At 70.7% G+C, this 24,928-nt stretch carries 23 protein-coding genes; 17 read left to right on the top strand and 6 right to left on the bottom strand.

Going from position 1 to position 24,928, the window contains the following annotated elements; translation table 11 throughout:
- Positions 1–19: 19 nt before the first annotated feature.
- Positions 20–976, bottom strand: a complete 957-nt coding sequence (locus O7635_RS25130) for a glycoside hydrolase family 68 protein (protein ID WP_278082924.1) — start codon at positions 974–976, stop codon at positions 20–22.
- A gap of 35 nt (positions 977–1,011) precedes the next feature.
- Entirely contained in the window at positions 1,012–2,043 is a 1,032-nt protein-coding gene (locus O7635_RS25125) for a LacI family DNA-binding transcriptional regulator (RefSeq protein WP_278082923.1), read from the bottom strand.
- A 184-nt stretch (positions 2,044–2,227) separates the two neighbouring features.
- On the opposite strand from O7635_RS25125, the gene O7635_RS25120 reads away from it, so the two are divergent.
- From O7635_RS25120 to O7635_RS25105, 4 genes are read left to right on the top strand one after another with little or no spacing between them, the layout of a single operon-like run.
- Entirely contained in the window at positions 2,228–3,580 is a 1,353-nt protein-coding gene (locus O7635_RS25120) for an extracellular solute-binding protein (protein ID WP_278082922.1), read from the top strand.
- The gene (locus O7635_RS25115; protein WP_278082921.1) at positions 3,577–4,509 is read left to right on the top strand and encodes a sugar ABC transporter permease; all 933 of its coding nucleotides are present in this window, start codon (positions 3,577–3,579) and stop codon (positions 4,507–4,509) included. Before O7635_RS25120 ends, O7635_RS25115 begins: the two co-directional genes overlap by 4 nt.
- Positions 4,506–5,330 (top strand): carbohydrate ABC transporter permease, encoded by an 825-nt coding sequence (locus tag O7635_RS25110; protein WP_278082920.1) that lies wholly within the window; start codon positions 4,506–4,508, stop codon positions 5,328–5,330. Before O7635_RS25115 ends, O7635_RS25110 begins: the two co-directional genes overlap by 4 nt.
- Complete coding sequence (locus O7635_RS25105) at positions 5,327–6,484, top strand: serine hydrolase domain-containing protein (RefSeq protein ID WP_278082919.1); 1,158 nt, start codon at positions 5,327–5,329, stop codon at positions 6,482–6,484. The genes O7635_RS25110 and O7635_RS25105 overlap by 4 nt, the downstream gene beginning before the upstream one ends.
- Before the next feature lie 4 nt (positions 6,485–6,488).
- On the opposite strand, the gene O7635_RS25100 is transcribed toward O7635_RS25105, so the two are convergent.
- A complete protein-coding gene (locus O7635_RS25100; RefSeq protein ID WP_278082918.1) occupies positions 6,489–7,256 on the bottom strand; it encodes a FadR/GntR family transcriptional regulator in 768 nt (255 codons plus the stop codon).
- A gap of 187 nt (positions 7,257–7,443) precedes the next feature.
- Between O7635_RS25100 and O7635_RS25095 the strand changes: the two genes are divergently transcribed.
- The 8 genes from O7635_RS25095 to O7635_RS25060 all read left to right on the top strand — a co-directional run bounded on the left by O7635_RS25095 (position 7,444) and on the right by O7635_RS25060 (position 17,028).
- Positions 7,444–8,670, top strand: coding sequence for an extracellular solute-binding protein (locus tag O7635_RS25095; protein WP_278082917.1), 1,227 nt, complete (start codon positions 7,444–7,446; stop codon positions 8,668–8,670).
- Between the two features lie 2 nt (positions 8,671–8,672).
- The gene (locus O7635_RS25090) at positions 8,673–9,647 is read left to right on the top strand and encodes a sugar ABC transporter permease (RefSeq protein ID WP_278082916.1); all 975 of its coding nucleotides are present in this window, start codon (positions 8,673–8,675) and stop codon (positions 9,645–9,647) included.
- Entirely contained in the window at positions 9,647–10,474 is an 828-nt protein-coding gene (locus O7635_RS25085) for a carbohydrate ABC transporter permease (RefSeq protein WP_278082915.1), read from the top strand. The genes O7635_RS25090 and O7635_RS25085 overlap by 1 nt, the downstream gene beginning before the upstream one ends.
- A gap of 1 nt (position 10,475) precedes the next feature.
- The gene (locus tag O7635_RS25080) at positions 10,476–11,666 is read left to right on the top strand and encodes a mandelate racemase/muconate lactonizing enzyme family protein (protein WP_278082914.1); all 1,191 of its coding nucleotides are present in this window, start codon (positions 10,476–10,478) and stop codon (positions 11,664–11,666) included.
- Positions 11,663–12,691 carry an alcohol dehydrogenase catalytic domain-containing protein gene (locus O7635_RS25075; protein WP_278082913.1) on the top strand — a complete coding sequence of 343 codons (1,029 nt, stop codon included), beginning with the start codon at positions 11,663–11,665 and terminating at the stop codon, positions 12,689–12,691. Before O7635_RS25080 ends, O7635_RS25075 begins: the two co-directional genes overlap by 4 nt.
- Positions 12,688–13,449, top strand: coding sequence for a 2-dehydro-3-deoxy-D-gluconate 5-dehydrogenase KduD (gene kduD / locus O7635_RS25070; RefSeq protein WP_278082912.1), 762 nt, complete (start codon positions 12,688–12,690; stop codon positions 13,447–13,449). The genes O7635_RS25075 and kduD overlap by 4 nt, the downstream gene beginning before the upstream one ends.
- A 148-nt stretch (positions 13,450–13,597) precedes the next feature.
- Complete coding sequence (locus O7635_RS25065; protein WP_278082911.1) at positions 13,598–15,988, top strand: RICIN domain-containing protein; 2,391 nt, start codon at positions 13,598–13,600, stop codon at positions 15,986–15,988.
- Positions 15,989–16,107: 119 nt separating this feature from the next.
- On the top strand, positions 16,108–17,028 hold the full coding sequence (locus O7635_RS25060; RefSeq protein WP_278082910.1) for a bile acid:sodium symporter family protein: 921 nt from the start codon (positions 16,108–16,110) through the stop codon (positions 17,026–17,028).
- Here the strand turns inward: O7635_RS25060 and O7635_RS25055 are convergent.
- The 3 genes from O7635_RS25055 to O7635_RS25045 all read right to left on the bottom strand — a co-directional run bounded on the left by O7635_RS25055 (position 17,022) and on the right by O7635_RS25045 (position 19,351).
- Positions 17,022–17,855: an alpha/beta hydrolase gene (locus O7635_RS25055; protein ID WP_278082909.1), complete on the bottom strand. Its 834-nt coding sequence runs from the start codon at positions 17,853–17,855 to the stop codon at positions 17,022–17,024. The genes O7635_RS25060 and O7635_RS25055 overlap by 7 nt on opposite strands.
- Positions 17,852–18,415 carry a DJ-1/PfpI family protein gene (locus O7635_RS25050; RefSeq protein WP_278082908.1) on the bottom strand — a complete coding sequence of 188 codons (564 nt, stop codon included), beginning with the start codon at positions 18,413–18,415 and terminating at the stop codon, positions 17,852–17,854. Before O7635_RS25050 ends, O7635_RS25055 begins: the two co-directional genes overlap by 4 nt.
- 78 nt (positions 18,416–18,493) lie before the next feature.
- On the bottom strand, positions 18,494–19,351 hold the full coding sequence (locus O7635_RS25045; RefSeq protein WP_278082907.1) for a GntR family transcriptional regulator: 858 nt from the start codon (positions 19,349–19,351) through the stop codon (positions 18,494–18,496).
- Positions 19,352–19,563: 212 nt separating this feature from the next.
- Between O7635_RS25045 and O7635_RS25040 the strand changes: the two genes are divergently transcribed.
- Genes O7635_RS25040 through O7635_RS25020 form a run of 5 tightly spaced genes read left to right on the top strand, consistent with a single transcriptional unit; the run spans position 19,564 to position 24,926 of the window.
- Positions 19,564–20,925 carry an extracellular solute-binding protein gene (locus tag O7635_RS25040; RefSeq protein WP_278082906.1) on the top strand — a complete coding sequence of 454 codons (1,362 nt, stop codon included), beginning with the start codon at positions 19,564–19,566 and terminating at the stop codon, positions 20,923–20,925.
- A complete protein-coding gene (locus tag O7635_RS25035) occupies positions 20,922–21,872 on the top strand; it encodes a sugar ABC transporter permease (protein ID WP_278082905.1) in 951 nt (316 codons plus the stop codon). The genes O7635_RS25040 and O7635_RS25035 overlap by 4 nt, the downstream gene beginning before the upstream one ends.
- Positions 21,872–22,783 (top strand): carbohydrate ABC transporter permease, encoded by a 912-nt coding sequence (locus O7635_RS25030; RefSeq protein WP_278082904.1) that lies wholly within the window; start codon positions 21,872–21,874, stop codon positions 22,781–22,783. Before O7635_RS25035 ends, O7635_RS25030 begins: the two co-directional genes overlap by 1 nt.
- Entirely contained in the window at positions 22,783–23,850 is a 1,068-nt protein-coding gene (locus O7635_RS25025; protein WP_278082903.1) for an ABC transporter ATP-binding protein, read from the top strand. The genes O7635_RS25030 and O7635_RS25025 overlap by 1 nt, the downstream gene beginning before the upstream one ends.
- Positions 23,850–24,926 (top strand): ABC transporter ATP-binding protein, encoded by a 1,077-nt coding sequence (locus O7635_RS25020; RefSeq protein ID WP_278082902.1) that lies wholly within the window; start codon positions 23,850–23,852, stop codon positions 24,924–24,926. Before O7635_RS25025 ends, O7635_RS25020 begins: the two co-directional genes overlap by 1 nt.
- The last annotated feature ends 2 nt before the right edge of the window (positions 24,927–24,928 follow it).

Raw genomic sequence — 24,928 nt, 5'->3', positions numbered from 1 at the left:
GGCTCCTGTCGAATCGATTCTAGGCAGGGTACCCCACAGCGGTCGCCGCCGATTCCACGCGCAGACCGTCGACCGGCGACCAGGAGACGGGCACCGGCCCGGCGAGCTCGCCGACGAACGCGCCGTCGACCTCGTCGAGGAAGCCGACGAGCTGCCAGCGGCCGTCGGCGTCGGCGACCAGCCGCGGCGCGTAGAGGCCCGGTCGGTCGACCGGCCGCGCGGCGGCGAGGTCCCATGGCCCGCGGACCGTCGGCGCCGGCACGACCCAGATGCGACTCGTGCCGTGCCGCGGCTGTGCCGCGTTGGTGCAGAACAGCAGCAGCGGTTGGCCGTCGACGACCTCGACCTGCGGCACCTCGAGGTGGCCGAAACCCCCGGGCACGGTCAGCGGCGGCCGGACCGTCCAGGTGAGCAGGTCCGGCGAGGTGGCGTGCCCGATCACGCCGCGACCGTCGGCCGGGCCGTGGTTGGCCCGGGCCGTGATCAGCATGTGCCAGCCGTCGCCGTCCGGGTCCGGGTAGACCCACGGGTCGCGCCACGCCTGCTCGTACCAGGCCTGCCGGTCGAGCAGCTCGTACCAGGCGGGGTGGGCCTCGACGAGGGGCGTGTCGCCGTGCCGGCGCCAGGTGGTCAGGTCCTCCGACGTGGCCAGGCCGATCCGTTGCACCAGGCCGTCCTCGGCCCGGCTGACCCCGGTGTAGAACAGGTGCCAGCGACCGTCCGGGCCGCGGACGGTGCTGCCGGTCCAGGTGGCGAGGTCGTCCCAGGCGGGCGCGTCCGCGGGCACCAGCGCGTCGGCGACCAGCTGCCACGACCGCAGGTCGTCCGAGACGGCGTGGCCGATGGCGGCGCGGCGGTGGCGGCGGTGCGGGTCGAGCAGGGCCCGGGAGGCGCGCAGGAAGAAGACATGCCACCGCCCGGCGTCGTCCCGGGCGTACCAGCTGTCCCACACCCAGTGGTCCGGCAATCTGAGCATGGCGCGGAACGTACCAGATAAATCGGTTTAGCGAGTCAGCCGGTGGCCGGCTCGGCGATCGACCGGCGGCGGCGCAACGGCATCGGCACCATGGTGCGGCCCCGCGGCTGGCCGTCGAGGAGCAGCTCGACGGCGCGCCGGCCCATCTGCTCGTGCGGGAGCGCGGCGGTGGTCAGGCCGGGTCGCAGCCACGCCGCGATCGGGTCGTCGTCGAACGAGACGACGGAGACGTCCGCCGGCACGGACAGGCCGGCCTCGCCGAGCGCCTGGTAGGCGCCGAACGCGAGCCGGTCGTTCATGCAGATCACCGCCGTGGGCCGGGTCGGCCGGCGCAGCAGCGAACCCATCGCGCGGTAGCCGTGCTCGGGAAGCCATTCGGAGCAGTACGCCTCGGCGAAGATGCCGGCGCCGGCCGCGGCCAGGGTCGCTTCGATGCCGTCGATCCGCGCCCGGGCCGCGAGCGACACCTCCGGCTCGCCCTCCTTGAGCCGGTTCCGGCCGATCAGCGCGATCCGGTCCCGGTGCCCCTTGTCGAGCAGGGCGGCGGTCACCCCGCGCCCGGCGCGCTCGTCGTCCGGCAGGACGCAGGCGACCGAGTCGTCCGCGCTCACGGCGTTGAGCAGGACGGCCGGCCCGGAGCCGATGCCCGACGGCACGTCGAGCCGGCGGGTGGCCATCGCGGCGTAGACCACGCCGTCGACCTGGCGGTCCAGCATCGCGTCGATGGCCTGCTTCTCGAACGCCGCGTCTCCCTGCGTCTCGGTGATGAGCAGGACGTGGTCGCGCTCGCGGGCCGCGTCGATCGCGCCGCGGATCAGGCCGCCGGCGAACCGGGTGCTGGCGACGATGTCGGAGACGAACGCGATCGTCGAGGTCTTCTGCGTACGCAGGCTCCGGGCGGCCACGTTCGGCCGGTAACCGAGCTCCTCGGCCGCGGCGAACACCCGCTGGTGCGCCTCCGGCGAGAGCCGCGTCCCCTCCCGACCGTTGAGCACCATCGACGCGGCCGCCTTCGACAGCCCCGCGAGGCGCGCGACGTCGGCCAGGGTCGCCCTGTTGCGGACCATCGATCCTCCGAATCCGTGGCGTGCGGCGCTCGCACGACCCACCACATCATGATGCGGCCAGCCGGCCGGCGGGTCCCAGCCCGGGGCCGCGACTCGTTCTTGACAGCCTTCATGATCACGAGCATGCTCTGCTAAATCAGTTCAGCGAACAAGTTCCGGGCCTCGACCCCAAGGAGCCCTTACGATGTCCGTACACCTGCGAAGCCCGCGCCTGCTGGCCATCGCGGCCGTGGCGACGGCGTCCCTCGTCGCCGCCGGTTGCAGCGCCCCGGGCGCCGAGCAGCCCTCGGCCGAGCAGACCGGCGCTGCCGTCAGCACCGAGCTCGGCACCGAGCCCATCACGTTGGAGATGTACGCCGAGACCGGTTTTCCGTTGGCCAAGGCGCTCGCCGACGAGTTCACCAAGCAGCACCCGAACGTGACCTTCAACGTCCGCGAGGACCAGTTCACGGTGATCGTCGAGAACGCGCCCCGGGTGCTCGCCTCCGACAACGCCCCCGACATCATCCGCCTCCCGACGATGGTCGACCTCGTCAAGGACGGCCTGCTGAAGAACCTCGACCCCTACTTCCAGGCGTACGGCTGGGACAAGTTCCCGGCCTCCCAGCTCGTCCAGCTGCGGATCGCCGACGGCGGTGCGCCGCGCGGCACCGGCTCGCTCTACGGGATGGGCCTCGGCTACAGCGTCACCGGCGTCTTCTACAACAAGAAGCTCGCCACCCAGGTCGGCATGACGCAGCCACCCGCGACGGTCGCCGAGTTCGAGCAGCTGCTGGCGAAGGCCAAGGCCGCGGGCGTCCAGCCCATCATGCAGTTCAACAAGAACACCGCCGGCATCAACTTCCCGCACCAGGCGCTGCAGAACCAGTTCGGCGATCCGGCCCAGGTCGCCGACTGGATCTTCCAGAAGCCCGGCGCCACCTTCGACACGCCGGCGGCGCTCAAGGCCACCCAGACCATCCAGCAGTGGGCCCAAGCCGGCTACTTCCCCAAGGACGCCAACGCCATCGACTACACCGCGATGGTCGGCGAGTTCCAGAAGGGCAACGGCCTGTTCATGTTCAACGGCGACTGGGAGTCCGCGAACCTCGACAAGGGCATGCCCGGCAACGTCGGCTTCTTCCTCTTCCCGGGCGAGACCGCCGACGCCAAGCACGTCGCGATGTCGGCGCCGAACACGTTCGGGGTCGGCGCCAAGGCCAAGCACGCCGACGCGGCCGCGTTCTTCCTCAATTGGGTGCACACCAACGCCAAGGCCCGCGAGATCTCGGTGACCGTGGGCGGATCGAGCCCGGGTGGGCCCGCCGACCTCCCGGTGCCGCCGGCGGCCGAGGGCACCGTGCTCGCGGAGACGCTGCGGGCGTCGGCGCAACTGGGCGCCGACAACGGCGCCGTGGACTTCACCGCCAACGCGACCGGCGCCATCTTCGCCGCCGCGATCACACCCGAGATGCAGAAGCTCGTCGCCGGCCAGCAGACCCCGGAGGGCTACGTCAAGGCGGTGCAGGCGGAGTACGAGAAGGAACTGTCTCGATGACGCCTGCCCTCGGCAGCGCACCACCCCGCGGCACCGTGCGGGCCCGCCGGAATCGGCGGGCCCGCACGGCCCGCTGGAGCGGTTGGCTGTTCGTCCTGCCGGCGCTGCTGGTCTACGGTTTCTTCGTGCTGCGCCCGCTGGCGCTGACGGTCCAGTACTCGCTCTACCACTGGAACGGCATCGGCGTCGCGCGCTGGGCCGGCCTCGACAACTACGTCACCGTCTTCACCGACCGCGACCTGCTGAAGATCATCGGAAACGCGTTCGTGCTGATCCTGTTCTTCAGCTTCATCCCCGTCGGCCTCGGTCTGCTGGTGGCGAGCCTCGTCCGCCGGGTCACCACCGGCACTTTCGGCACGGTCGTGCGGACCGTGCTGTTCCTCCCGCAGGTCATCCCGCTGGTCGCCGCCGGCATCGCGTGGAGCTGGGTGCTGTCGACGACCGGCCTCGTCAACCAGTCCCTCGATGCCGTCGGCGCGGGCGGCCTGGCCCGGGCCTGGCTGGGCGAGTTCGACACCGCCCTGCCGGCGGTCGGCGTGATCGGCGCCTGGGTGCTGCTCGGCCTGTGCACGATCCTGCTCGTCACCGGCATGAACAAGATCGACCCCGCGTTGTACGAGGCCGCCCGCCTCGACGGCGCCGGACCGGTCCGCGAGTTCTTCGCGGTCACCCTGCCGAGCCTGCGCCAGGAGATCGGCGTCTGCCTCACGGTCACGGTGATCGCCGCCCTGGCCAGCTTCGACATCGTCTACATCGCCACCGGCGGCGGTCCGGGCCGGCAGACCACCGTGCCGGGCCTCGAGATCTACCGCCTGGCCTTCGCGCACCGGCAGGTCGGCCTCGCCTCGGCCCTCGCCGTCGTGCTCATGCTGCTCGTCCTGGTCTGCGTCCTGCCGATCCAGCGGCTGGCCCGGGAGGACAGGTCATGAAGGTAGGCCGCGCCGAACGCCTGACGGGCCAGCTGTTCCTCGTCGCGCTCGTCGTCGTCACGCTGCTGCCGTTCCTGAGCATGCTGTCGGCGGCGCTGCAGCCCCGCGGCACCGTGCCGACCGGCCTCGAATGGCCGTCGGATCCGCGGTGGGGCAACTTCGCCGAGGCCTTCACCGTGGCCAACATGGGCGCCCTGCTGCGATCCAGCCTGCTGATCGTCGCGGGCGTCGTGCCGGTCGCCGTGCTGATCGCCACCATGGCCGGCTACGGCCTCGGCCAGTTGCGCATCCCGGGCGCCCGGATCGTCTTCGCGCTGTTCCTGCTCGGGCTGACGCTGCCGTTCGAGGCCGTGATCACGCCGCTGTACTACCAGATCCAGGAGTTGGGCCTGCTCAACACCCGGTGGGCGCTCATCCTGCCGCTCGTCGGGCTCTACATGCCGTTCGGCGTGTTCTGGATGCGCGCGCACTTCGTCGGCGTGCCCGCCGAGCTCTCCGACGCCGCCCGCGTCGACGGCAGCAACACCTGGCAACTGTTCTGGCGCGTGCAGGTGCCGCTGGCCCGGCCCGCCATCGCGTCCCTGACGATCCTGCTGTTCCTCTGGACCTGGAACCAGTTCCTGCTGGCCATCGTGCTGGTCGACGACCCGGCCAAGCGCACCATGGCCGGCGCCCTGGGCGCGTTCCAGGGCCAGTGGGGCACCGACCTGGTGCTGCTCTGCGCCGGGTCGCTGCTGATCCTGACGCCTACGCTGATCGTCTTCCTGATCTTCCAGCGCCAGTTCATCAAGGCCCTGCTGCAGGGTTCCGTGAAGGGATGAGCGTGACCCCACAGCCGGTGCGCGGCGACGTCGACGAGCGGTTCGGGCCGCTCGCCGAGGTCTTCGCGGACAACTTCACGTCCCGCCAGGAGGTCGGCGCCGCGCTGGCCGTCTACGTCGGCGGCCACAAGGTGGTCGACCTCAGCGGCGGGGTGGCCGAGCCCGGGTCCGCCCGGCCGTTCACCGCCGAAACCCCGGCGGTGGTCTTCTCCTGCACCAAGGGCGTCCTGGCGGTCTGCGCCTATCTCCTGGTCGAGGCGGGCACCCTGGACCTCGACGCGCCGGTGGTGCGCTACTGGCCCGAGTTCGGCCGGCACGGCAAGCAGGACACCACGGTCCGGTGGCTGCTCGCCCACCGGGCCGGCCTGCCCGCCCTCGACGAGCCGATGCGGCGCGCCGACGTGCTGGCATGGCGGCCGGTGATCGCGGCGATCGAGGCGCAGCGCCCACTGTGGACGCCCGGAACGGCGCACAGCTACCACGCGATGACCTATGGCTGGCTGGTCGGCGAGGTGATCCGGCGGATCACCGGCCTGCTGCCGGGCGCGTTCTTCGCGCAGCGGGTGGCCGGCCCGCTCGGCCTGCGGACCTGGATCGGGCTGCCGGCGAGCCAGCGGTCGACCGTCGCGTGGACCCTGGCGCCGCCGCCCGACCCGGACCTGGCCCTGGACCCGGTGGCCGAACGCGGGCTCACGATGGGCGGCGCGTTCGCGTTCCCGGCCGACGCGGACGGGGTGGTGAGCTTCAACGACCCGGCGATCCAGGCCGCCGGCGTGCCGGGCGCGGGCGGAATGAGCACGGCAGACGGCCTGGCCCGGCTCTACGCCGCCTGTGTGTCCGACGTGGACGGCCAGCGCCTGCTGGGCCGGGCCTCGATCGACGACGCCGTAACGGTCCGCTCGGCGGGGCGGCAGGTCTACGGCGGCGCCGACACGGGACACCGCTGGGGCACCGGCTTCATGCTGGACTCCCGACCGGCCCGCCCGATGCTCGGCCCGCGCAGCTTCGGGCACGACGGCGCCGGCGGTCTGCTGGCCTTCGGCGACGACGAGCACGAGGTGGGTTTCGCGTACGTGGTCAACCAGATGGGCCCGAGCACCGACGACCGCGCCATCCGGCTCACGGCCGCGTTGCGGTCCTGCCTCGGGGCCTGAGGCGTCAGCGCTGCAGGCGCACCGGGTCGGGTCCGCTGCGGCGGACCAGCCAGGCGTCGGTGATGTGGGTGAACATCGCATCGGCGGCGCCGGCCGGGTCGTGGGCGGCGATCCGCTCGTAGATCCGCCGGTGGCCCTGGTTGGACGCGACGCACAGGGCGCGCTCGGTGCGGCCGAGGTAGGCCGCGGTCCGGATCACCTGGCTCTGCAGTGACCGCACGACCGCGCGGGCGATGCGGTTGCCCGACGCCTGCATGATCGTGTCGTGGAACGCCCGGTCGTGTTCCTCGTAGGTCCGGTGGTCGCCGACGAGCTCGTCCATGCGGTCGACCTGGGCCCGCAGCCGCTCCACAGTCTCGGGGTCGGCCTGGCGGGCGGCGAGGTTGGCCATGTCGGACTCGAGCACGCGCCGGGTGACCACCACGTCGTCGAGGATGGCCAGGGTGTCGTCCTCCTCGATCGTGGCGCCGAGCACGAGTTCGTCCAGCATGTCCCACTCGGCGGGGGCGGTCACGATGGTGCCGGTGCCCTGCCGGACCTGGACCAGCCCTTTCTCCTGAAGGATCTTGACCGCCTCACGGACGACGGTGCGGCTCACGGCGAACGTCTCGCACAGGGCGGGCTCCGGCGGCAGCGGCGTGCCCGGCTGGTGAACCCCCCGGACGATGCGTTGCACCAGCTCAGCGGTGATCGCCTTGGCGAGGTTGGTGGATCGGCGCGCCCACGCCGGCGGCGCCGCCGCTTCCACGCTCAGTTGCCGTGCTGCCGTCATCTGATTCCTCCGGCCCGGGGGAGGCTCTTGTGGCCCGATCCGCAGAGTATACGGCACTGTGTTGACGTCTAACGTCATACGAGTTACGTTCTGCGCACTCTGAGCCCGATGGCCCTCCCCCGCACCTTCTGGAGAGTGAGCAGCGATGAAGCAGCGAGCACTGTGGTCGGCGGTCCTGATAGCGGTTTTGGCAACAGCCGGGTGCGGCAGCGCGTCCGGAACCAAGGAAGCGGAGAAGAACGAGGCCAGCGGCAAGCTGGTCGTCTGGGACTGGAAGTCCGGCGACGCCACCGCCGCCTCCTATGTGGAGAAGGCGAAGGCCGACTTCGCCAAGAAACACCCGAACGTCACCGTGGAGTTCGTCGCCCAGCCGTTCGACCAGTACTACACGCTGCTGGGGGCGGCGATCCAGTCCGGCAAGGGCCCGGACGTGATGCTGTTCAACGGCGGTGGGCAGATCCGCGACCGGGTGGACTCGCTCGTGCCACTCGACGAGTACCTCACGCCGGACAAGCAGCGCCTGGCCGGTTGGGACGCGTTCGGCAAGGAAGGCAAGACCTACGCGGCGCCGGTGACCCTGCAGGGGCACCCGATCTACTACAACAAGGCGCTCTACAAGAAGGCCGGGCTCGACCCCGAGACCCCGGCCACGACCTGGGCCGACCTGCTCACCGACTGCGCCGCCATCGCCAAGGCCGGCGCCAAGTGCTTCGCGCAGGGCAACAAGGAGGGCATCGGCATCCAGTTCTTCATGTCCGGCCTCGGCTCCGGGATCCTGACCCCGCAGGAGTACGACGACTGGATCGCCGGCAAGCGCAACTGGCAGGCGCCCAACGTCAAGCGGCTCTTCCAGCTGTGGAAGGAGGTCAACGACGCCGGTCTCAACAGCGAGGGCGCCAACTCGACCGCCATGTTCAACGACGCCTTCGCGGTGTTCGAGGCGGGCAAGGCGGCCCACATGATCGGCCTCATGTCCGACATCGGGCACTGGAAGGACTTCAACGAGTTCCTCGAGCCGGCCAACGTCGGCGTCATGACCGCACCCGTCGTGACCCAGGGCGCCACCCCGAGCCTCCCCTACGACGGCGGCATCGGCTACGCGGTCGCCAAGTGGACCAAGGACCCCAAGGTCGCCGCCGACCTCGTCCGCTCGCTGACGTCCACTGACGCGCTCGCCGCGTTCTACGCCGACGCGGGCGCGATCGCCTCGGACACCACCATCGACGTGTCCACGGCCGGCCCGGCGGTGGCCACGATCGTCGCCGACCTCAAGTCCGGCAAGCCGGCGCTGCACGTCGCCCTCTCGTCGAAGACCATCGAGCTGATGGGCCGCCTCTCGCAGCAGCTGCTCAGCGGGTCCGTGACGGTGGACGAGGCGCTCAAGCAGCTGGCCGCCTCGGACAAGCCGGCCTGACCGTGGCCAACCGCACCTCGCACCCGTCGCTCCGCCCGGCTCCGGCCGGGCGGGCCGACGGCCCGTCGACGCCGTCGCCGACGCGGTCCGCCCCGCGCCGCCGGGCCCGGGGCGGCCTGCGTGGCGAGCGGCTCGCGCCGTACGTGCTCGTGGCACCGGCGATCCTGATCATCGTCGGGCTCCGGCTGTGGCCGCTGACCCTCGGTGTGAACTTCTCGTTCACCGGCGACGGCGAGCTCGACGGCGCCCCGGTCGGCTTCGACAATTACGCGGACCTGTTCCGCGACCCGTTGTTCCAGACCGCGCTGCGCAACGTCGGCCTGCTCGTCCTGCTGCTGCCGATCGCAGTCGCCATCCCGGGACTGCTGGCGACGTTCATCTACCTGCGCGTGCCCGGCCACCGGTTCTTCCGCAGCGTCTACTTCTTCCCGGCCGTGCTGTCCCCCGTCATCGTCGGGGCGATCTTCAACCTCCTGCTCGCCTTCGACGGGCCGGTCAACGCCGTCCTCGGGCGGGTGGGGCTGGGGCCGGTCGACTGGCTCGGCGATCCGGACGTGGCGATGTTCGCCGTGGTCGGCGTGCACATCTGGGCGACGTTCGGCATGGCCCTGGTCGTGTTCCTGGCCGGGTTCGCCACATTGGACGGTGCGCTGCTGGACGCCGCGCGGGTCGACGGCGCGTCGCTCGCCCAGGTCATCTGGCACGTGATCATCCCGGGCCTGTCGCGCACCATCCAGTTCGTCTTCGTCACCACGATGATCGGGATGCTGACGTCGATGTTCGGCCTGCTCTACGTGATGACCAGCGGCGGGCCGGAGGGGTCCACCTACCTGCCCGAGTACTACATCTGGATCCAGCAGGGGCAGATGAACCGTCCGGCGCTCGCCTCCGCAGCCTCGACGGTGCTCTTCGTGATCATGCTCGTCGTCGGGCTGCTGCAGCTCAGCCTGCTGCGCCGTGCCGTGAAGGAGTCCTGATGCCGCACGCCCGGGTGACCCGCTGGCTGCTCGCCCTGCCGATGGGGCTGCTCGCCCTGGCCACGATCTATCCCCTGCTGTTCACCGGCAACGTGGCGATGAAGACCCGACGGGAGTACGTCCTGGACCGGTTCTCGCTCGCCGAGGCCGTTCGCTGGGACAACGTGACCACCGCGTGGACCAGCGTCGGCATGGGACGCTACTTCCTCAACTCGGTGATCGTCGTGGCCGCCGCGGTGGTCGTGCTCCTGCTGCTCGGCTCGATGGCCGGCTTCGCCCTGAGCCAGATCAGGTTCCGCGGCTCGTCGGTGTTGTTCCTGGGCTGCCTGGCGGCGCTGTTCATCCCCTTCCAGGTGATCATGGTGCCGCTGGCCCGGGTCATGGCCGACACGGGGCTCATCGACACGTACCCAGGGCTGGTGCTCGCCTATGTTGCCCAGTTCCTGCCGTTCACGGTCTTTCTGATGACCAGCTACTACCGCACGGTGGCGCCCGAGATCATCGACGCGGCCCGGATCGACGGCAACAGCCTCTACGGCGTCTACCGGCGGATCATGCTGCCCATCGGCGCGCCCGCGCTGCTCTCCGTGGGCATCCTCAACGCTCTCTTCTGCTGGAACGACGTGCTCATCGCGCTGCTGATGATGCCGTCGGCCGACCACCGCACGCTGATGGTCGGCGTGACCGCGCTGCGCGGCCAGTACTCGGCCAACATCCCGACGTTCGCGGCCGGCGTGCTGATCGCCGCGGCGCCCGTCCTCCTGCTCTACCTGTTCCTCCAGCGCCAGATCGCCGACGGGGTCACCGCCGGCGCCACGAAAGGCTGACATGCGCATCACCGGATTTCGCACGCTGACGACGGTCCACGAGTGGGGCCGCGCCGTCGGCGACGCCAACGGCGTCTTCGCCGACGGTGGTGTCCCGGTGCCGATCATCATGGTCGACACCGATGAGGGCATCACCGGCATCGGGCTGGGGCCGCACGCCCACGTCAACGCCGTCTTCCCGGCCATCGAGGGCCAGGACCCGCGCGGCGTCGCGGCGTTGTACGACCGCATGCTCCGGCAGACGTTCAAGGCCGGTCACGCCGGCGGGGTCTTCGGAACCATCGGCGCCCTCGACACGGCCCTGTGGGACATCAAGGCACAGGCGGCCGGCGAACCGCTGTGGCGCATGCTCGGCGGCCGGGACCGCACCGTCCCGGCGTACGCGTCGGGCCTCGACATCAGCCTGACCGACGACGAGCTTGCGTCCGTCTACAAGGGATACGCCGAGCGCGGGCTGCGGGCGGCCAAGCTCAAGGGCGGTCTGGACGTCGACGACGACCTGCGCCGGCTGCTGCTGGTCCGGGACGTGCTGGCCGCGGCCCACGGCGCCGGACGGCCGGCCCTGATGCTCGACGCCAACGAGTGCTGGACCCGCAAGCAGGCCGTGCGCCACGTCCGCGAGATCGAGCGCGGCCTGGACCTCACCTGGGTCGAGGAGCCGGTGCGACGGTGGGACGCCGAAGGGCTCGCCGCGGTCAGCCGGGGCGTCCAGGCGTCGGTGGCCACGGGCGAGAACCTCACAGGGCTCGAACAGTTCCGCCCGCTCGTCGCCGCCGGGGCGGTCGACGTCGTCCAGACCGCCGCGGTCTGGGGCATCACCCACTTCCTGCGGGTCGCCGCGCTGGCCCACGCGTACGACCTGCCGGTCAGCCCCATCGGCACGACGCCGATCGGGCTGCTGCACGCGGCCACGGCGGTGCCCAACCACATCTCCAGCGAGCTGCAGGACCTGGCGCCACCGGTGGGGGTTTCGGTCGACGTCTCCGTCGAGGACGGCGCCTTCGTGCTCGGCGACTCCCCCGGGCTCGGGCTGGCGATCGACGAGGCCGCCGTCGCGGCCTCGGCCCGCTACGTCGACGGCAACAACCCCGCCACGCCCAACGTGCGGCCGGCGGCGGCCGGTCGCCGGCTTCTGGCGGCGACGCACGCGCCGGCCACGGCCGCCTCCTCCCGCAACGAGGTGGTCCGGTGAAGGCGGTGGTCTACCGTGGCGCGCGGCGGTTCGTGGTCGAGGAGCGGCCGGTGGACGCGCCCGGGCCGGGCGAGGTGCGCATCGCCGTCGCGTACACCGGGATCTGTGGCACGGATCTGCACATCTTCCACGGCGACATGGACGCCCGGGTCGGCGACGCCGCGGTCATCGGGCACGAGATGTCGGGGCGGATCGCCGAGGTCGGCGAGGGCGTCAGCGCCCATCGCGTCGGGCAGCCGGTCACTGTCATGCCGACCCGAGTCTGCCGGCGGTGCGTCGCCTGCCGGCGCGGGCAGTCGCACGTCTGCCACGCCATGAACTTCCTCGGCATCGACTCGCCGGGCGCCATGCAGGCGTCGTGGACAATTCCGGCGGACCTGGTGTTACCGCTCCCGCACGACCTGCCGCTCGACCGGGCGGCGCTCGTCGAGCCGGTCGCGGTCGCGGTGCACGACGTCCGGCGGGCCAGCGTCGGCGCGGGCGAGCACGTCGTCGTGGTCGGCGGCGGACCGGTGGGCGTGCTGATCGCCACCGTGGCACAGGGTCGCGGCGCCCGGGTTCTCCTGGTGGAGCCGGACCCCTTCCGGCGGTCGGTCGCCGCCGGGGTGGGCATCGATGCCGTCGACCCCGGCGCCACCGATGTCGTCGCGCTGGTCGACGAGCGCACCGCGGGCGCCGGCGCGGACGTGGCGTTCGAGGTGTCGGGCTCGGCCGGCGGGGTGGGCACGGCGGTCGCCGTGCTGACCACCCGGGGCCGGCTCGTCCTGGTGGCCATCCATCCCCAACCGCGGCCCGTCGACCTGCACCGGTTCTTCTGGCGGGAGCTGGACCTGCTGGGCGCCCGGCTCTACCAGCGTGAGGACATGGCCGAGGCCGTCCGGCTCGTGGCCTCGGGCGCGGTTCCCGTGCAGCGGTTGATCTCACGGGTGGAGCCGGTGGCGGCCGTCGACGCCGCGTTCGCGGCCCTCGAGCAGGGCGGGGGCGTCATGAAGGTCCTGCTCGACTGGCGGGAGGCCGGCCGGTGACCGGACTGTTCGACCTGTCCGGGCGGACCGCGGTGGTGACCGGCGCCCGGCGCGGCATCGGCCTGGCCATGGCCACCGCACTGGCCGAGGCTGGCGCTGACATCGTCGGCGTGTCCGCGCGGCTGGAGGCGACCGGGAGCGAGGTGGAACGGCGCGTGCGCGCGGCCGGACGCCGGTTCACCGCCCTGCGGGCCGACCTGGCCGACCGCGGCGACGTGCACCGGCTGGCCCGGGAGGTCGCGGCGCTCGGGCCGATCGACATCCTGGTCAACAACGGCGGCACCATCGCCCGCGCGCCGGCGGCCAGCCACGGCGACGACCTCTGGGACCACGTGCTGGAGGTGAATCTCAGCAGCCAGTTCGTGCTCAGCCGGGAGATCGGCCGCCGGATGCTCGACCGGGGCCACGGAAAGATCATTTTCACCGCCTCCCTGCTGAGCTTCCAGGGCGGCATCACCGTCCCGGCGTACACGGCCTCGAAGTCGGGTCTGGCCGGGCTCACCAAGGCGCTGGCCAACGAGTGGGCCGCGCACGGCGTCAACGTCAACGCGATCGCGCCGGGCTACGTCGCGACCGACAACACCCAGGCGCTGCGCGACGACCCGGCCCGCGGCCAGGCGATCGTGGCGCGGATCCCAGCGGGCCGCTGGGGTCGACCCGACGACCTGGCCGGCGCCACGGTCTTCCTGGCGGCGCCGGCGTCCGACTACGTCAACGGCATCGTCCTCCCCGTCGACGGCGGCTGGCTGGGCCGCTGATGGGAGGACACACGCTCTTCGGCTACTACGAGTGCATCGGAGAGGACCACGCCGCCGACCAGGCCCGCATCGCCGGGGGTGCGGCTCGCGGGTGATCCCCGCGGAGGCCGGCACCGCCTTCCCGTCCCAGAACGCACCAGGAGGTCCCATGTTCGGATCCCCACGCGCCGCCGTCCGCCGGCTGGCGTCCGCGGCGGCGGCCACCGGTCTCACCGCCGCGTCCCTCGTCCTCCTCGGCCCGGCCGCCCCCGCCCTGGCCGCCACCACGACCCTCTACGCCGCGCCGTCCGGCGGTGACACCGCCTGCACAGCCGCCCAACCGTGCTCGCTGTCCGCCGCCCAGACCAGGGTGCGCTCCCTGGCCGGCGCGATGACCGGCGACATCGTCGTGCAGCTCGCCGGCGGGACCTACCGGCTCACCACGCCGCTGCGGTTCACCGCCGCCGACTCCGGCACCAACGGTTGGACGGTCACCTGGCAGGCAGCGCCGTCCGCCCAGCCCGTGATCAGCGGCGCGCGCGCCGTCACCGGATGGTCGCTTGTGGACTCCGGTAGGAACATCTGGCGCGCCAACGTCGGCGCCGGCATCGACAGCCGCCAGCTCTATGTCAACGGCGCGCTCGCCGCCCGGGCCCGCACCCAGGTCAACCGGGCCGACTTCACCGCGTCCAGCACCGGGCTCAGCTTCACCAACCCGGCCCTCGGTTATCTCAACAACCTGGCCAACAAGAGCCGGGTGCAGATGGAGAGCGTCAACTCCTTCACGGACCGCTACGTGTCGGTGCAGAACATCAGCGGCAACATGATCACGATGCAGCAACCGGGCTGGAGCAACAACAACTTCGGGTACGACACCTTCACCAGCCCGCACCGCGCCGGGCCGCTCTACCTCAGCAACGCCTACGAGTTCCTCGACGCGCCGGGCGAGTGGCACCTCGATCCAGGGACCGGGGCGCTGTCGTACATCCCGCTCAGCGGTCAGAACATGAGCAGTGTCCCGGTGGAGCTGCCGACCCTGGCGTCGCTGGTGAACATCGGCGGCACCTACGCCGCGCCCGCCCACCACATCGCCATGCGCGGCATCACCTTCACCGGCACGAGCTGGCTCGGCGCGAGCAGCAACCAGGGCTACGTCGACCAGCAGACCGGCGCGTACATCGCCGGCAACTGGAGCTGGCCCAGCTTCAGCTCGTGCCACAACGGCTGCCCGCAGTTCGAGGCCACCCGGCCCAACTGGCAGCAGATGCCGGCCGCCGTCCAGGTCTCGGCGGCAAACACCATCACGTTCAGCGACTCCAGGTTCCTCAACCTCGGGCAGACCGCGATCGGCATCGGCAACGACGCCAACGGGCACACGAGCGGCGTGGGCCTGGGCGCCAGCAACATCACCGTCACCCGGTCGGAGATCGCCCGCAGCGCCGCCGGCGGCATCGTGGTCGGCGGCGTCCGCGCCGACGCGCACCACCCGAGCGACCAGCGGATGGTCAACCGGGACATCACGATCAGCGACAACCGCCTGCACGACCTGGGCATCGAGTACCGCGGCATCGTCTCGGTGCTCACGACGTACGTCAACACGGCCACGATCTCGCACAACGAGGTCTACAACATGCCGTACACCGGGATGTCCATCGGCTACGGCTGGGGCTCCAACGACGCGGGCGGCAGCAACCACTACGCCGACCGGGGTCTCTACAACTACCAGCCGCGCTACACGACCGCGACGACGGCAGCCAACAACCGGTTGGTCGGCAACTACGTGCACGACGTGATGCAGCAGATGAACGACGGCGGCTGCATCTACACACTGTCGGCCAATCCCGGCGGGCTGATCAGCGACAACTACTGCCTGCGGACCAACGGCTACTTCGGTATCTACTTCGACGAGGGCTCGCGCTACTACACGGCCCGCACCAACGTGTTCTCCTCGACCGGCACGTGGGCGACGGCCAACTACTGGTTCGCGGAGAACATGGGCAACTTCACGGTCACCAACAACTGGTCGACCAACGGCAGCACGAACGTGACCAACGGCGACCGCGGCAACGTGGTGTCCGGCAACGTCACCGTGACCAACGGCAACTGGCCTTCGGGCGCCCAGGCGGTCATGGCCGCCGCGGGCCCGCAGGGCGGCGGCTCGACCAACCCGCAGAGCGTGACGATCGTCGGCGGCGCCTCGCAGCGGTGCGTCGACATCCCCAACGCCAGCACGACCAACGGCACCCAGGCGCAGCTCTGGGACTGCAACGGCGGCCCGAACCAGCGGTGGACCCACACGTCGGGCAGGCAGCTGACGGTGTACGGCAACAAGTGCCTGGACGCCAGCGGCAACGGCACCACCAACGGCACCGCGGCCATCATCTGGGACTGCAACGGTCAGACCAACCAGCAGTGGAACGTCAACAGCAACGGCACCATCACCAGCGCGCTGTCCGGGCTGTGCCTCGACGCGAGCGGCAACGGCACGGCCAACGGCACGAAGCTCCACCTCTGGTCGTGCCACGGTGGCACGAACCAGCAGTGGAGCCTGCGCGGCTGAGCGACGCTCCGGCCGGCCCGCGCCCCTCGACCGGGTCGCGGGCCGGTCAGCGCCAGTAGCACGCAAGATCGTCGATCCAGTGGATGGTCAGCGGCCCACCTGGCGGCCAGAATCCGTGCATGGATTCCTGGCTGACCACCGTGGGGCTCCCGATCGCTCTGGCGATCGTCATGCTCGGCCTCGGGCTCGGGCTGTCGGTCGCCGACTTCCGGCGCGTCGCCGCGTACCCCTTGCTCATGCTCATCGCCCTCGTCTGCCAGGTCGTCGTCCTGCCCGCGGTCTGCTTCGGGCTCGTCCTCGCCTTCGGCCTGGAGCCTGAGTTGGCAGTCGGGATGATGCTGCTCGCCGCGTCACCCGGCGGCACGACCGCGAACCTCTACAGCCACCTCTTCGGCGGCCACGTCGCGGTCAACGTGACCCTCACGGCCGTCAACTCGGTCCTGGCGGTCGTGACCCTGCCGGTGGTCGTCAACCTGTCGACCGACTACTTCCGACCCGACAGCCAGGCGGTCGGGCTCCAGTTCGACAAGGTCCTGCAGGTCTTCGCCATCGTCCTCGTCCCGGTCTCGCTCGGCATGGTGATCCGGTCACGCTTCCCCGCCTTCGCCGACCGCCTCGCCAAGCCCGTCAAGATCCTCTCGGCGGTCCTGCTGGTCGCGGTCATCGCCGGCGCCATCCTCAACGAGCGCGCCAACCTCGCGGACTACTTCGTCGCCGTCGGCGCCATCGTCCTGATTTTCAACCTCATCAGCCTCGCCATCGGGTACGGCGCACCGCGGCTGGCCGGCATGGGCAAGCCCGAGTCGATCGCCGCCGGCATGGAGATCGGCATCCACAACAGCACGCTGGCCATCGCCATCGCGGTCAGCCCCGCACTGCTCGACAACACCCGGATCGCGATCCCGGCCGCCGTCTACGGCATCGTCATGTTCTTCACCGCGGCGGCCTTCGGTTACGTGGTAAGCCGCCGCCAGGAGCCAGCCGACGCCACGCCGGCGGAACGGGCGGACCGCGCACGCGCCGAAGGAGCAGGTCAGTAACCCCCACCGGCCCCGAGGAACCACGACAGGAGTTGCCTGAACTCGTGCGGTTGCTCGATCGCCGGTACGTGTCCACATCGGCCGAGCACGTGCAGACGGACATCGGCCAGGTGTTCGAGCAGCGGCAGGGCCGCCGTCCCGAGCGGGGTGACCGGGTCGTCGGCCCCGTGGACGAGCAGCACGGGCGCGCGGATCGCCGCGAGCGTCCGCGCCGGGAGGGTGAGGTCCTCGACCCACCGGGTCCTGGGTGGAGGGAACAACGACGCGTACGCGGCCGCCCCCGCTCGCATCGCGGCCGCACGCGCCTCGACGGCCGCGTCGGTCACCAGCGCCTGGTCGAGGACGAGGCGACTGAGCATGTCCCGTGCCCCCGGCTGGCCGGCGGGGGCGGCCCAGATCGCGTCGAGCGCGGCGGACAGCGGCGCTCCGGGGGCGCCCATCGTCGAGACCGCCACGACCCGGGTGACCCGCTGGGGGTGCGCGGCGGCCAACGCCAGCGCCACGGCGCCGCCCATGGAGTGACCCACGACGGCGTAACTCCCGACGCCCAGCGTGTCCATCAGACCCGCGGCCTGCTCCGTCCACAGCCGGAGCCCACCCCGGCCGGCGCCGGCGGGGACCGGCGTGCCGCCGAAACCCGCCTGGTCCGGAGCCACCACGTGCCAGGACGGGCCGAGCGCCTCGGCCGTCGTCGCCCAGGCACCGGCGCCGGTCGTGCCGGGTCCGGAGCCGTGCAGCATCAGCACGGCGGGCCCGGCGCCGCTGTCGAGGACGTGGACGGGCGAACCGTCCACTGTGACCGTCCGGGCCAGGCCCGGCGGGCTCATGCGGAGTTGACGGACTTCGCGAAGAGCTCCATCATCGCCCGGCCGAACTGCGGCATGTCGGGCCAGCCTCGGCAGGAGACGAGGTTGCCGTCCACGACGTCGGGAGCGTCGATGACCGTCGCACCCGCGTTCTCCATGTCACCGGTGATGGGCGGGAAGCACGCTGTCTTTCGACCCTTCAGCAGCCCGTAGACCGCTGGCACCTGGGCGCCGTGACAGACGAGCGCGATGGGCAGGTTGCGCGCGAAGAAGTGCTCGGTGATGCGCCGGACATCCGCGTCGACGCGGATCCACTCGGGGGCACGCCCGCCGGGGATGATGAGGGCGTCGTAGCGCTCGACGTCGACGTCGGCCCACGGCACGTCGACCGGCAGCTTCCGGCCGTTCTTCTCCACGTATGCGTCGGAGTTGGGGTCGAACTCGTGGATGACCAGTTGCACGTCGCGCATGGTCCGGGACGAGACGTCGACGTCCCAGCCGCCCTCCTGCACGCGGTAGTAGGGGTACATGGTGTCGAGCTCCTCGGCGGCATCGCCGGTCAGGAGCAGTGCTCTGGGCACCTTCTTCTCCTCGCGTCAGGGGCCGGGTGAGGCGGATCCAATCCGATCCGATCAGCATTCCCGCGCCCAGCCCGCCCGTCAACCCTCTGCCGGCACCGCGTCCGCGTGCTCGACCTCGTCGAAGAACCGCCGAAAACGCTCGCCGGACCGCAGGATGTGTCGACGCATCGCGTAGGCGGCGGCGTCCGGGTCGCGCGCGGCGATCGCCGCCACGACCTCCTCGTGCTCGGCCATGGCCAGGTGCGTGACCTGGGTGTCGTGGTGCAGCCGGAACAGGTGCACGTGGCTGTGCAGGCGAGCAAGCACTTCCCGGATGACCTGGTTCTCCGCGCTCAGGGCGACAAGATCGTGAAACGCGGCGTCGCGTAGCCCGAAGGCGCCGTAGGCCATGAGCCCGCTGCCGCCCTCCAGCTCCGCCATCTCCTCCAGCATCCGGCGCAGGCCGGCCACCTGCGCCAAGGAGGCGCGTTCGGCGGATCTGCGCGCCGCCGCCGGCTCGAGCAGCAGGCGGACCTCCACCATGTCCTCGAATCGGGCGCGGGTGATCTGGGGAGGGATGCGGTAGCCGGCGTGCGGCACCCGCACGACCAGGCCTTCGGCCTCCATGCGATTCAGCGCGTCTCGAATCGGCGTCTGCGAGACTCCCAGCTCACGCGCCAGGACGTCGATCGTGACGCGGGAGCCAGGCTCGATCCGCAGCGACATCAGCTGCCCGAGGAGGGTGTCGTAGACCTCGTCGGCCAGCCGGCCGCCAGATCTTCCCGGCGGCAGTCCGCCCGGCACGACCCGGCGGCCCGGCGCGGTCATCGCTTCGTCGTCCATCGTGACCTGAGGTCCTCTCCGGCGTGTTCGCGAACTGTTGACATCAGTCACAACGCTGCGGCATTCTGACGCCCCCAGGGAAATCGTATAGGAAAACTGACGGATGCCCGCCATCCGATACCCGTACGTCGCGGCGCGGTCGGTCGGGCCGCCGGCCCCTAGGTCGGCCCTGCGAACAAGCCCGAACGCCGCCGGCACCTGCTCGGCGAAGCACGTAGCGAGGCTCTAGACGTCCCCACCCAGAAAGCAGGGCAAAGATGCGGTATCCCCAGCGAACAGGACGACTGTCCGCTCCCGGTCGAAAGGCGCGCCTGGCGACGGCGGCCATGCTGCTGGTGGCCACGACCGTGGCGGCGTGCGGCGACAGCGAGAACGGCGGCGGCCAGGCGAGCGCCCCCAAGGCGCCGGCGACCATCCCGGAGCTCACCAAGGACCCGCTCACCCTCAGCTTCATCTGGTTCGAATGGCCGCCCGCCCAGGCGCTGGAGGCCTTCGCGAACGCGGAGTACAAAAAGGACCGTCCAAACGTGACCGTCAAAGTCAACACCGTGCCGAACGCGAACTGGCACGACGCGATGTTCACCCAGTTCGCCGCGCGCAAGACCGACTTCGACATCGCGATCCTGGACTCACAACACATCGGCGAGGCGGTGACGAACGGCAACATCCTCGACATCACCGACTTCGTCAAGAACAACATCGACGTCAACGCCTACAACCCGTACCTCCTGGCTGCCTATGGTCAGTTCCCCCAGGCGGAGACCGGCCAGCGCGACGAGAACGCCAGCCTCTACGGACTTCCGCTGCTCGGCGACACCTGGACGATGATCTACCGCAAGGACCTGATCGGCGACAAGCCACCGCAGACCTGGGACGAGATGATCTCAGTCGCCGCGAAGTGCCAGCAGGACAACCCCGGGGTCAGCGGGCTGGCCTTCCACCAGGCCAACGGCTCCGACGCCGCGGCCGTCACCTACAACACGGTCAACGGCGTCTACGGCGGCAACCTCTGGGACGCCAAGGCGCGCAAGATCGAGGGCGTCCTCAACGACGCCGCGGGCCAGGAGGCGATGGACGTCCTGGTCAACAAGATGAAGCCGTTGACCGCGACGGGCTCCGGCAACTGGTTCATCGACGAGGTGAACGCGGCGGTCGCCCAGGGCAAGGCCTGCATCGCGTTCAACTGGATCGCCGCGAGCGGCGGCCTGCTCGACCCGAAGCAGTCGACGCTCGGCACCACGCGGGAGCAGATCCTCGACAAGCTGGGCTTCGCCACCCTGCCGAGCCAGAAGACGAACCTGGTCCCGCTCGGCGGCATGGGGATGCACGTGTCGGCCTACGCCGCTGAGGCGAACCAGGCGGAGGCCCTCAACTTCATGAAGTGGTTCGAACAGCCTGACATCCAGAAGAAGTGGGCCGCGGCCGGTGGCGTGCCGTCGCGTACGGACGCCCTGGAGTCGCCCGAGTTCCTCAACGCCGGGCCGTTCAACCAGGTGTACGCCGACTCGGTGTCGCGGATGCGGGACATGTGGAACGTGCCCGAGTACGCGCGCCTCGTCGACATCGAGAACACCAATGTGAACGCCGCTCTCAACGGAGCCAAGAGCCCCAAGGAGGCCCTTGACGAGATCGCCAAGCAGCAGCAGAGCGTGCTCGACTCCAGCAGCAAGGGCGGCGGCGGGCTGTGAGTGACCCCGTCACCGCGACCACCGACCACCCGGTGCAGGCGGCGTCCGCGGCGCCGCCCGCACCGGGTCGGTCCGGCCGGTTGAGCGACCGCGGGCTCGCGGTGGCCTTCATCTCCCCCGCGCTGCTGCTGTTGCTCGCCATGTCGGTGTTCCCGTTGCTGTGGGCGTTGTACCTGTCGTTCACCGACTACTCGGCCACCCGCGGCGGTCCGGCCCGCTGGGTCGGGTTCGGGAACTACACTGCCGTCCTCGCCTCGGCGCAGGTCCACCAGCGGGCGCTGACCACGTTGATCTACGTGGTCGGCGCCGTCGGCCTGCAGACCGTGCTCGGTTTCGCGATCGCCTACCTGATCTCGCGACGCACGCACGGCCGCGGGTTGCTGACCACGGTGTTCCTCGTGCCGATGATGCTGTCGCCGGTCGTGGTCGGGCTGTTCTGGCGGTTCATGCTCGACGCGCAGTTCGGCGTGGTCAACAGCATGCTCGGCTCGCTCGGCCTGGGGCAGGTGGAGTGGCTCACCCGGCAGCGGACGGCGTTGGTCTCGCTGATCGTGGTCGACACCTGGCAGTGGACGCCGTTCATCATGCTCATCGCGCTCGCCGGCCTCACCGCGGTTCCCAAGTACCTCTACGAGGCCGCCTCGATCGACCGGGCGTCCGAGTGGTTCCGGTTCCGCACCATCACGCTGCCACTGGTGTGGCCGTTGCTGCTCATCGCCGTGCTGTTCCGGGCCATCGAGGCCTTCCGCCTGTTCGACCTCGTCTACATCCTCACCAACGGCGGTCCGGGCGTCTCCACCGAGACGCTGTCGTTCCACGTCTACAAGGTCGCGTTCCTGGGCTTCAACACCGGAACGGCCTCGGCGTACGGGATCCTCATGGTCCTCGTCGTCATCGTCCTCACGCAGCTCTACCTGCGCTACTTGAACAAGCTCAAGGAGGACTGATGGGCGTCTCCGTCAACGAGACCGTGTCCCCTGAACCGGTCCGGGACCGCACCCCTCCCGCGCGTCGCCGCGGCGGCCGGGGCCGCTCCGTTGTGGAGATCGCGCTGCTGACCGTACTGGCCGTCGTGATGCTCTTTCCCGTGCTCTGGATGGTCGAGACGTCCATCAAGGAGAACCGTGACGTCTACGCCATTCCGGCCAAGTTCTTCGACTTCGACTTCACCATGGACCATTTCAAGGACGTGTTCGTCGCGTCCGGCGGCGGTCGCTCGGGGTTGTCGGTCTCGTTCCTCAACTCCGTCGTGGTCGCCGGGGTCTCCACGCTGCTGGCCACCGTGCTGGGCGTCCCGGCGGCCTGGGCCTACTCACGCTTCGCGGTGAAGGCCAAGAAGGACCAGCTGTTCTTCATCCTGTCCACCCGCTTCATGCCGCCCGTGGTGGTCGTCATCCCGATCTTCCTGATGTACCGACAGGTCGGACTCATCGACACCGAGCTCGGCCTGATCCTCATCTACGCCGCGTTCAACCTGCCGTTCACCATCTGGATGATGAAGGGATTCGTCGACGAGGTGCCGGCGGAGTACGAGGATGCCGCGATGCTCGACGGCTACACCCGCCTGCAGGCGTTCCGGAAGTTCACCCTGCCCCTGCTCGTGCCCGGCATCGCCGCCACGGCGGTGTTCGCGCTCATCTTCTCGTGGAACGAGTTCGTGTTCGCCATCTTCCTCACCTCCAGCGACGAGGTGCGCACGGCGCCACCCGCCATCGCGGGCCTAATCGGCGGCACCACTGTGGACTGGGGTCTCGTCGCCGCCTCCTCCGTCGTGTTCGCCCTACCGGTGCTCGTCTTCGCCTATCTGGTGCGCAAGCATCTCGTCGCCGGTGTGACGCTCGGGGCGGTGCGACGCTGATGGCCGGCATCGAGGTGACCGCCCTGCACAAGCGCTACCCGGACGGGACGGTCGCGGTCGACCACGTAGACCTGTCCGTCGGCGACGGCGAGCTGTTCGTGATGCTCGGCCCGTCCGGTTGCGGCAAGACCACCACGCTGCGAGCCATCGCCGGCCTGGAGCGGCAGACGACCGGCGACATCCGCATCGGCGACACGCTGGTCAACGACCTGCCGCCGGCCGAGCGCGACATCGCGATGGTGTTCCAGTTCTACGCGCTCTACCCGCATCTGCGTACCCGCGACAATTTGGCGTTCCCGTTGCGGGCCGAGGGTCTGCCCAAGGCGGAGGTGCGCGCGCGGGTCGACGAGGCCGCCCGGCTGATGCGGCTCGGCCCGCTGCTGGACCGACGGCCGCGCCGGCTGTCCGGCGGCGAACAGCAGCGCGTCGCGCTGGCGCGCGCGCTGGTGCGACGACCGCGGGCCTTCCTCATGGACGAGCCACTGACCAACCTGGACGCCGAGCTGCGGGCGGACATGCGCACGGAGATCAAGCACCTCCAGGGTGAGCTGGGGACCACGATGGTCTACGTCACCCACGACCAGGTCGAGGCGATGTCGCTCGGGCACCGGATCGCCATCCTCAACAACGGCCGCGTCGAGCAGATCGGCACACCGCTGGAGGTCTACGACCGTCCGGCGAGCCTGTTCTGCGCCGGATTCATCGGCTCGCCCCCGATGAACCTGATCGAGGTGGAGGTGGAGGACGGGAAGCTGCGCAGCAAAGGCGGGCTGGTCCTTGCGCCACCGTCCGGCGTGCCGCTGGGCCGTTCCCTGCTGGCCGGCGTCCGGCCGGAGGCATTGGAAGTGACCGCGCCCGGCGCGGACGGTTCGGTCCCGGCCCGTGTCGTCTCGGCGGAGTGGCTGGGCGACGAGATCATCTACGTCGTCGACCACGGCGGCCAGGGCGACGTACGGGTTCGGATGCCACCGACCGGCCGGTTCGCCGCTGACGACGGTGTGGGGCTGCGGCACACCGGCGGGATCCCGGTGGTCTACGACGCGAGCACGGAAGAGCTGGTGGCCTGATGGGAACCGTGGCGGTGCACGGGCTGCGCAAGTCCTTCGGCAAGGTCCAGGCCCTGGACGGAGTCACGCTGGACGTGCCGGACGGGTCGTTCTTCGTCGTGCTCGGGCCGTCCGGGGCGGGCAAGACCACGACGCTGCGCGCGATCGCCGGCCTCGAGAAGCTCGACGCCGGGTCGGTGCACCTGGACGGGCGGGACGCGACCGGCGACACCCCGGCCGCGCGCGACCTGGCCATGGTCTTCCAGAGCTACGCCCTCTACCCGCGACACACGGCGTACGAGAACATCGCTTCCCCGCTGCGGGCCCGTCGCTGCTCCGCCGGCGAGATCGCCGCCGCCGTAGAGCGGATGGCGAGCCTGCTGCACATCGAACGGCTGCTGCAGCGGCGGCCCGCACAGTTGTCGGGCGGCGAGATGCAGCGCGTGGCGCTGGCCCGGGCGCTGGTCCGCAGCCCCCGCGCGTTCCTCATGGACGAGCCGCTGACGAACCTCGACCTCAAGCTCCGCGTCGAGATGCGCACCGAGCTCACCCGCATCCACCGCAGCCTCGGCGCGACCTTCGTCTACGTGACCAACGACCAGGTCGAGGCGCTGTCGATGGCCGACCAGGTCGCGGTCCTCAAGGAGGGGAAGGTGCAACAGGTCGGCACGCCGACGCAGGTGTACGAGCGTCCGGCCAACCAGTGGGTCGCGGGATTCATCGGGAGCCCGCCGATCAGCCTGCTCGCCTGCCACGCCGAAGGTGATCGTCTGGTCGGTGCGGAAGGCTGGACGCTGCCGCGGCCCCGCTGGAGCACGGCGCAGGACGGTCGTCCCCTCGTGCTGGGCCTGCGCGCGGAGCACCTGTCCGTCGAGCAGCGCGGAGACGCGTCGTTGTCGGGAGAGCTCTACGGGCTCGAGCCGCTCGGCGACCGGACGGTGGTCGACGTCCGGGTGGGCACGGCGATCCTCAAGGTCAAGGCACGACCCACCGCCACCGGCACGCCGGGCGACCGCCTGCTGGTCACGGTCGACCTCGACCGGGCGCACCTGTTCGACGCGGACACCGGGGTGTCGCTGTCCGGGGCCGGGCGTTGACA

The organism is Asanoa sp. WMMD1127, assembly GCF_029626225.1.
Classification (GTDB): Bacteria; Actinomycetota; Actinomycetes; order Mycobacteriales; family Micromonosporaceae; genus Asanoa.
This window is presented reverse-complemented; position numbering and strand designations above follow the sequence as displayed.

Excerpts from the sequence above, each read along its gene's own strand:
- O7635_RS25025 (WP_278082903.1), top strand. The coding sequence starts at position 22,783 with ATGGCCGGCATCGAGGTGACCGCCCTGCACAAGCGCTACCCGGACGGG.
- O7635_RS25120 (WP_278082922.1), top strand. The coding sequence starts at position 2,228 with ATGTCCGTACACCTGCGAAGCCCGCGCCTGCTGGCCATCGCGGCCGTG.
- O7635_RS25110 (WP_278082920.1), top strand. The coding sequence starts at position 4,506 with ATGAAGGTAGGCCGCGCCGAACGCCTGACGGGCCAGCTGTTCCTCGTC.
- O7635_RS25030 (WP_278082904.1), top strand. The coding sequence starts at position 21,872 with ATGGGCGTCTCCGTCAACGAGACCGTGTCCCCTGAACCGGTCCGGGAC.
- O7635_RS25055 (WP_278082909.1), bottom strand. The coding sequence starts at position 17,855 with ATGAGCCCGCCGGGCCTGGCCCGGACGGTCACAGTGGACGGTTCGCCC.
- O7635_RS25100 (WP_278082918.1), bottom strand. The coding sequence starts at position 7,256 with ATGACGGCAGCACGGCAACTGAGCGTGGAAGCGGCGGCGCCGCCGGCG.
- O7635_RS25045 (WP_278082907.1), bottom strand. The coding sequence starts at position 19,351 with ATGGCGGGCATCCGTCAGTTTTCCTATACGATTTCCCTGGGGGCGTCA.
- O7635_RS25080 (WP_278082914.1), top strand. The coding sequence starts at position 10,476 with ATGCGCATCACCGGATTTCGCACGCTGACGACGGTCCACGAGTGGGGC.
- O7635_RS25020 (WP_278082902.1), top strand. The coding sequence starts at position 23,850 with ATGGGAACCGTGGCGGTGCACGGGCTGCGCAAGTCCTTCGGCAAGGTC.
- O7635_RS25085 (WP_278082915.1), top strand. The coding sequence starts at position 9,647 with ATGCCGCACGCCCGGGTGACCCGCTGGCTGCTCGCCCTGCCGATGGGG.
- O7635_RS25065 (WP_278082911.1), top strand. The coding sequence starts at position 13,598 with ATGTTCGGATCCCCACGCGCCGCCGTCCGCCGGCTGGCGTCCGCGGCG.
- O7635_RS25040 (WP_278082906.1), top strand. The coding sequence starts at position 19,564 with ATGCTGCTGGTGGCCACGACCGTGGCGGCGTGCGGCGACAGCGAGAAC.
- O7635_RS25105 (WP_278082919.1), top strand. The coding sequence starts at position 5,327 with ATGAGCGTGACCCCACAGCCGGTGCGCGGCGACGTCGACGAGCGGTTC.
- O7635_RS25130 (WP_278082924.1), bottom strand. The coding sequence starts at position 976 with ATGCTCAGATTGCCGGACCACTGGGTGTGGGACAGCTGGTACGCCCGG.
- O7635_RS25115 (WP_278082921.1), top strand. The coding sequence starts at position 3,577 with ATGACGCCTGCCCTCGGCAGCGCACCACCCCGCGGCACCGTGCGGGCC.
- O7635_RS25125 (WP_278082923.1), bottom strand. The coding sequence starts at position 2,043 with ATGGTCCGCAACAGGGCGACCCTGGCCGACGTCGCGCGCCTCGCGGGG.
- O7635_RS25060 (WP_278082910.1), top strand. The coding sequence starts at position 16,108 with ATGGATTCCTGGCTGACCACCGTGGGGCTCCCGATCGCTCTGGCGATC.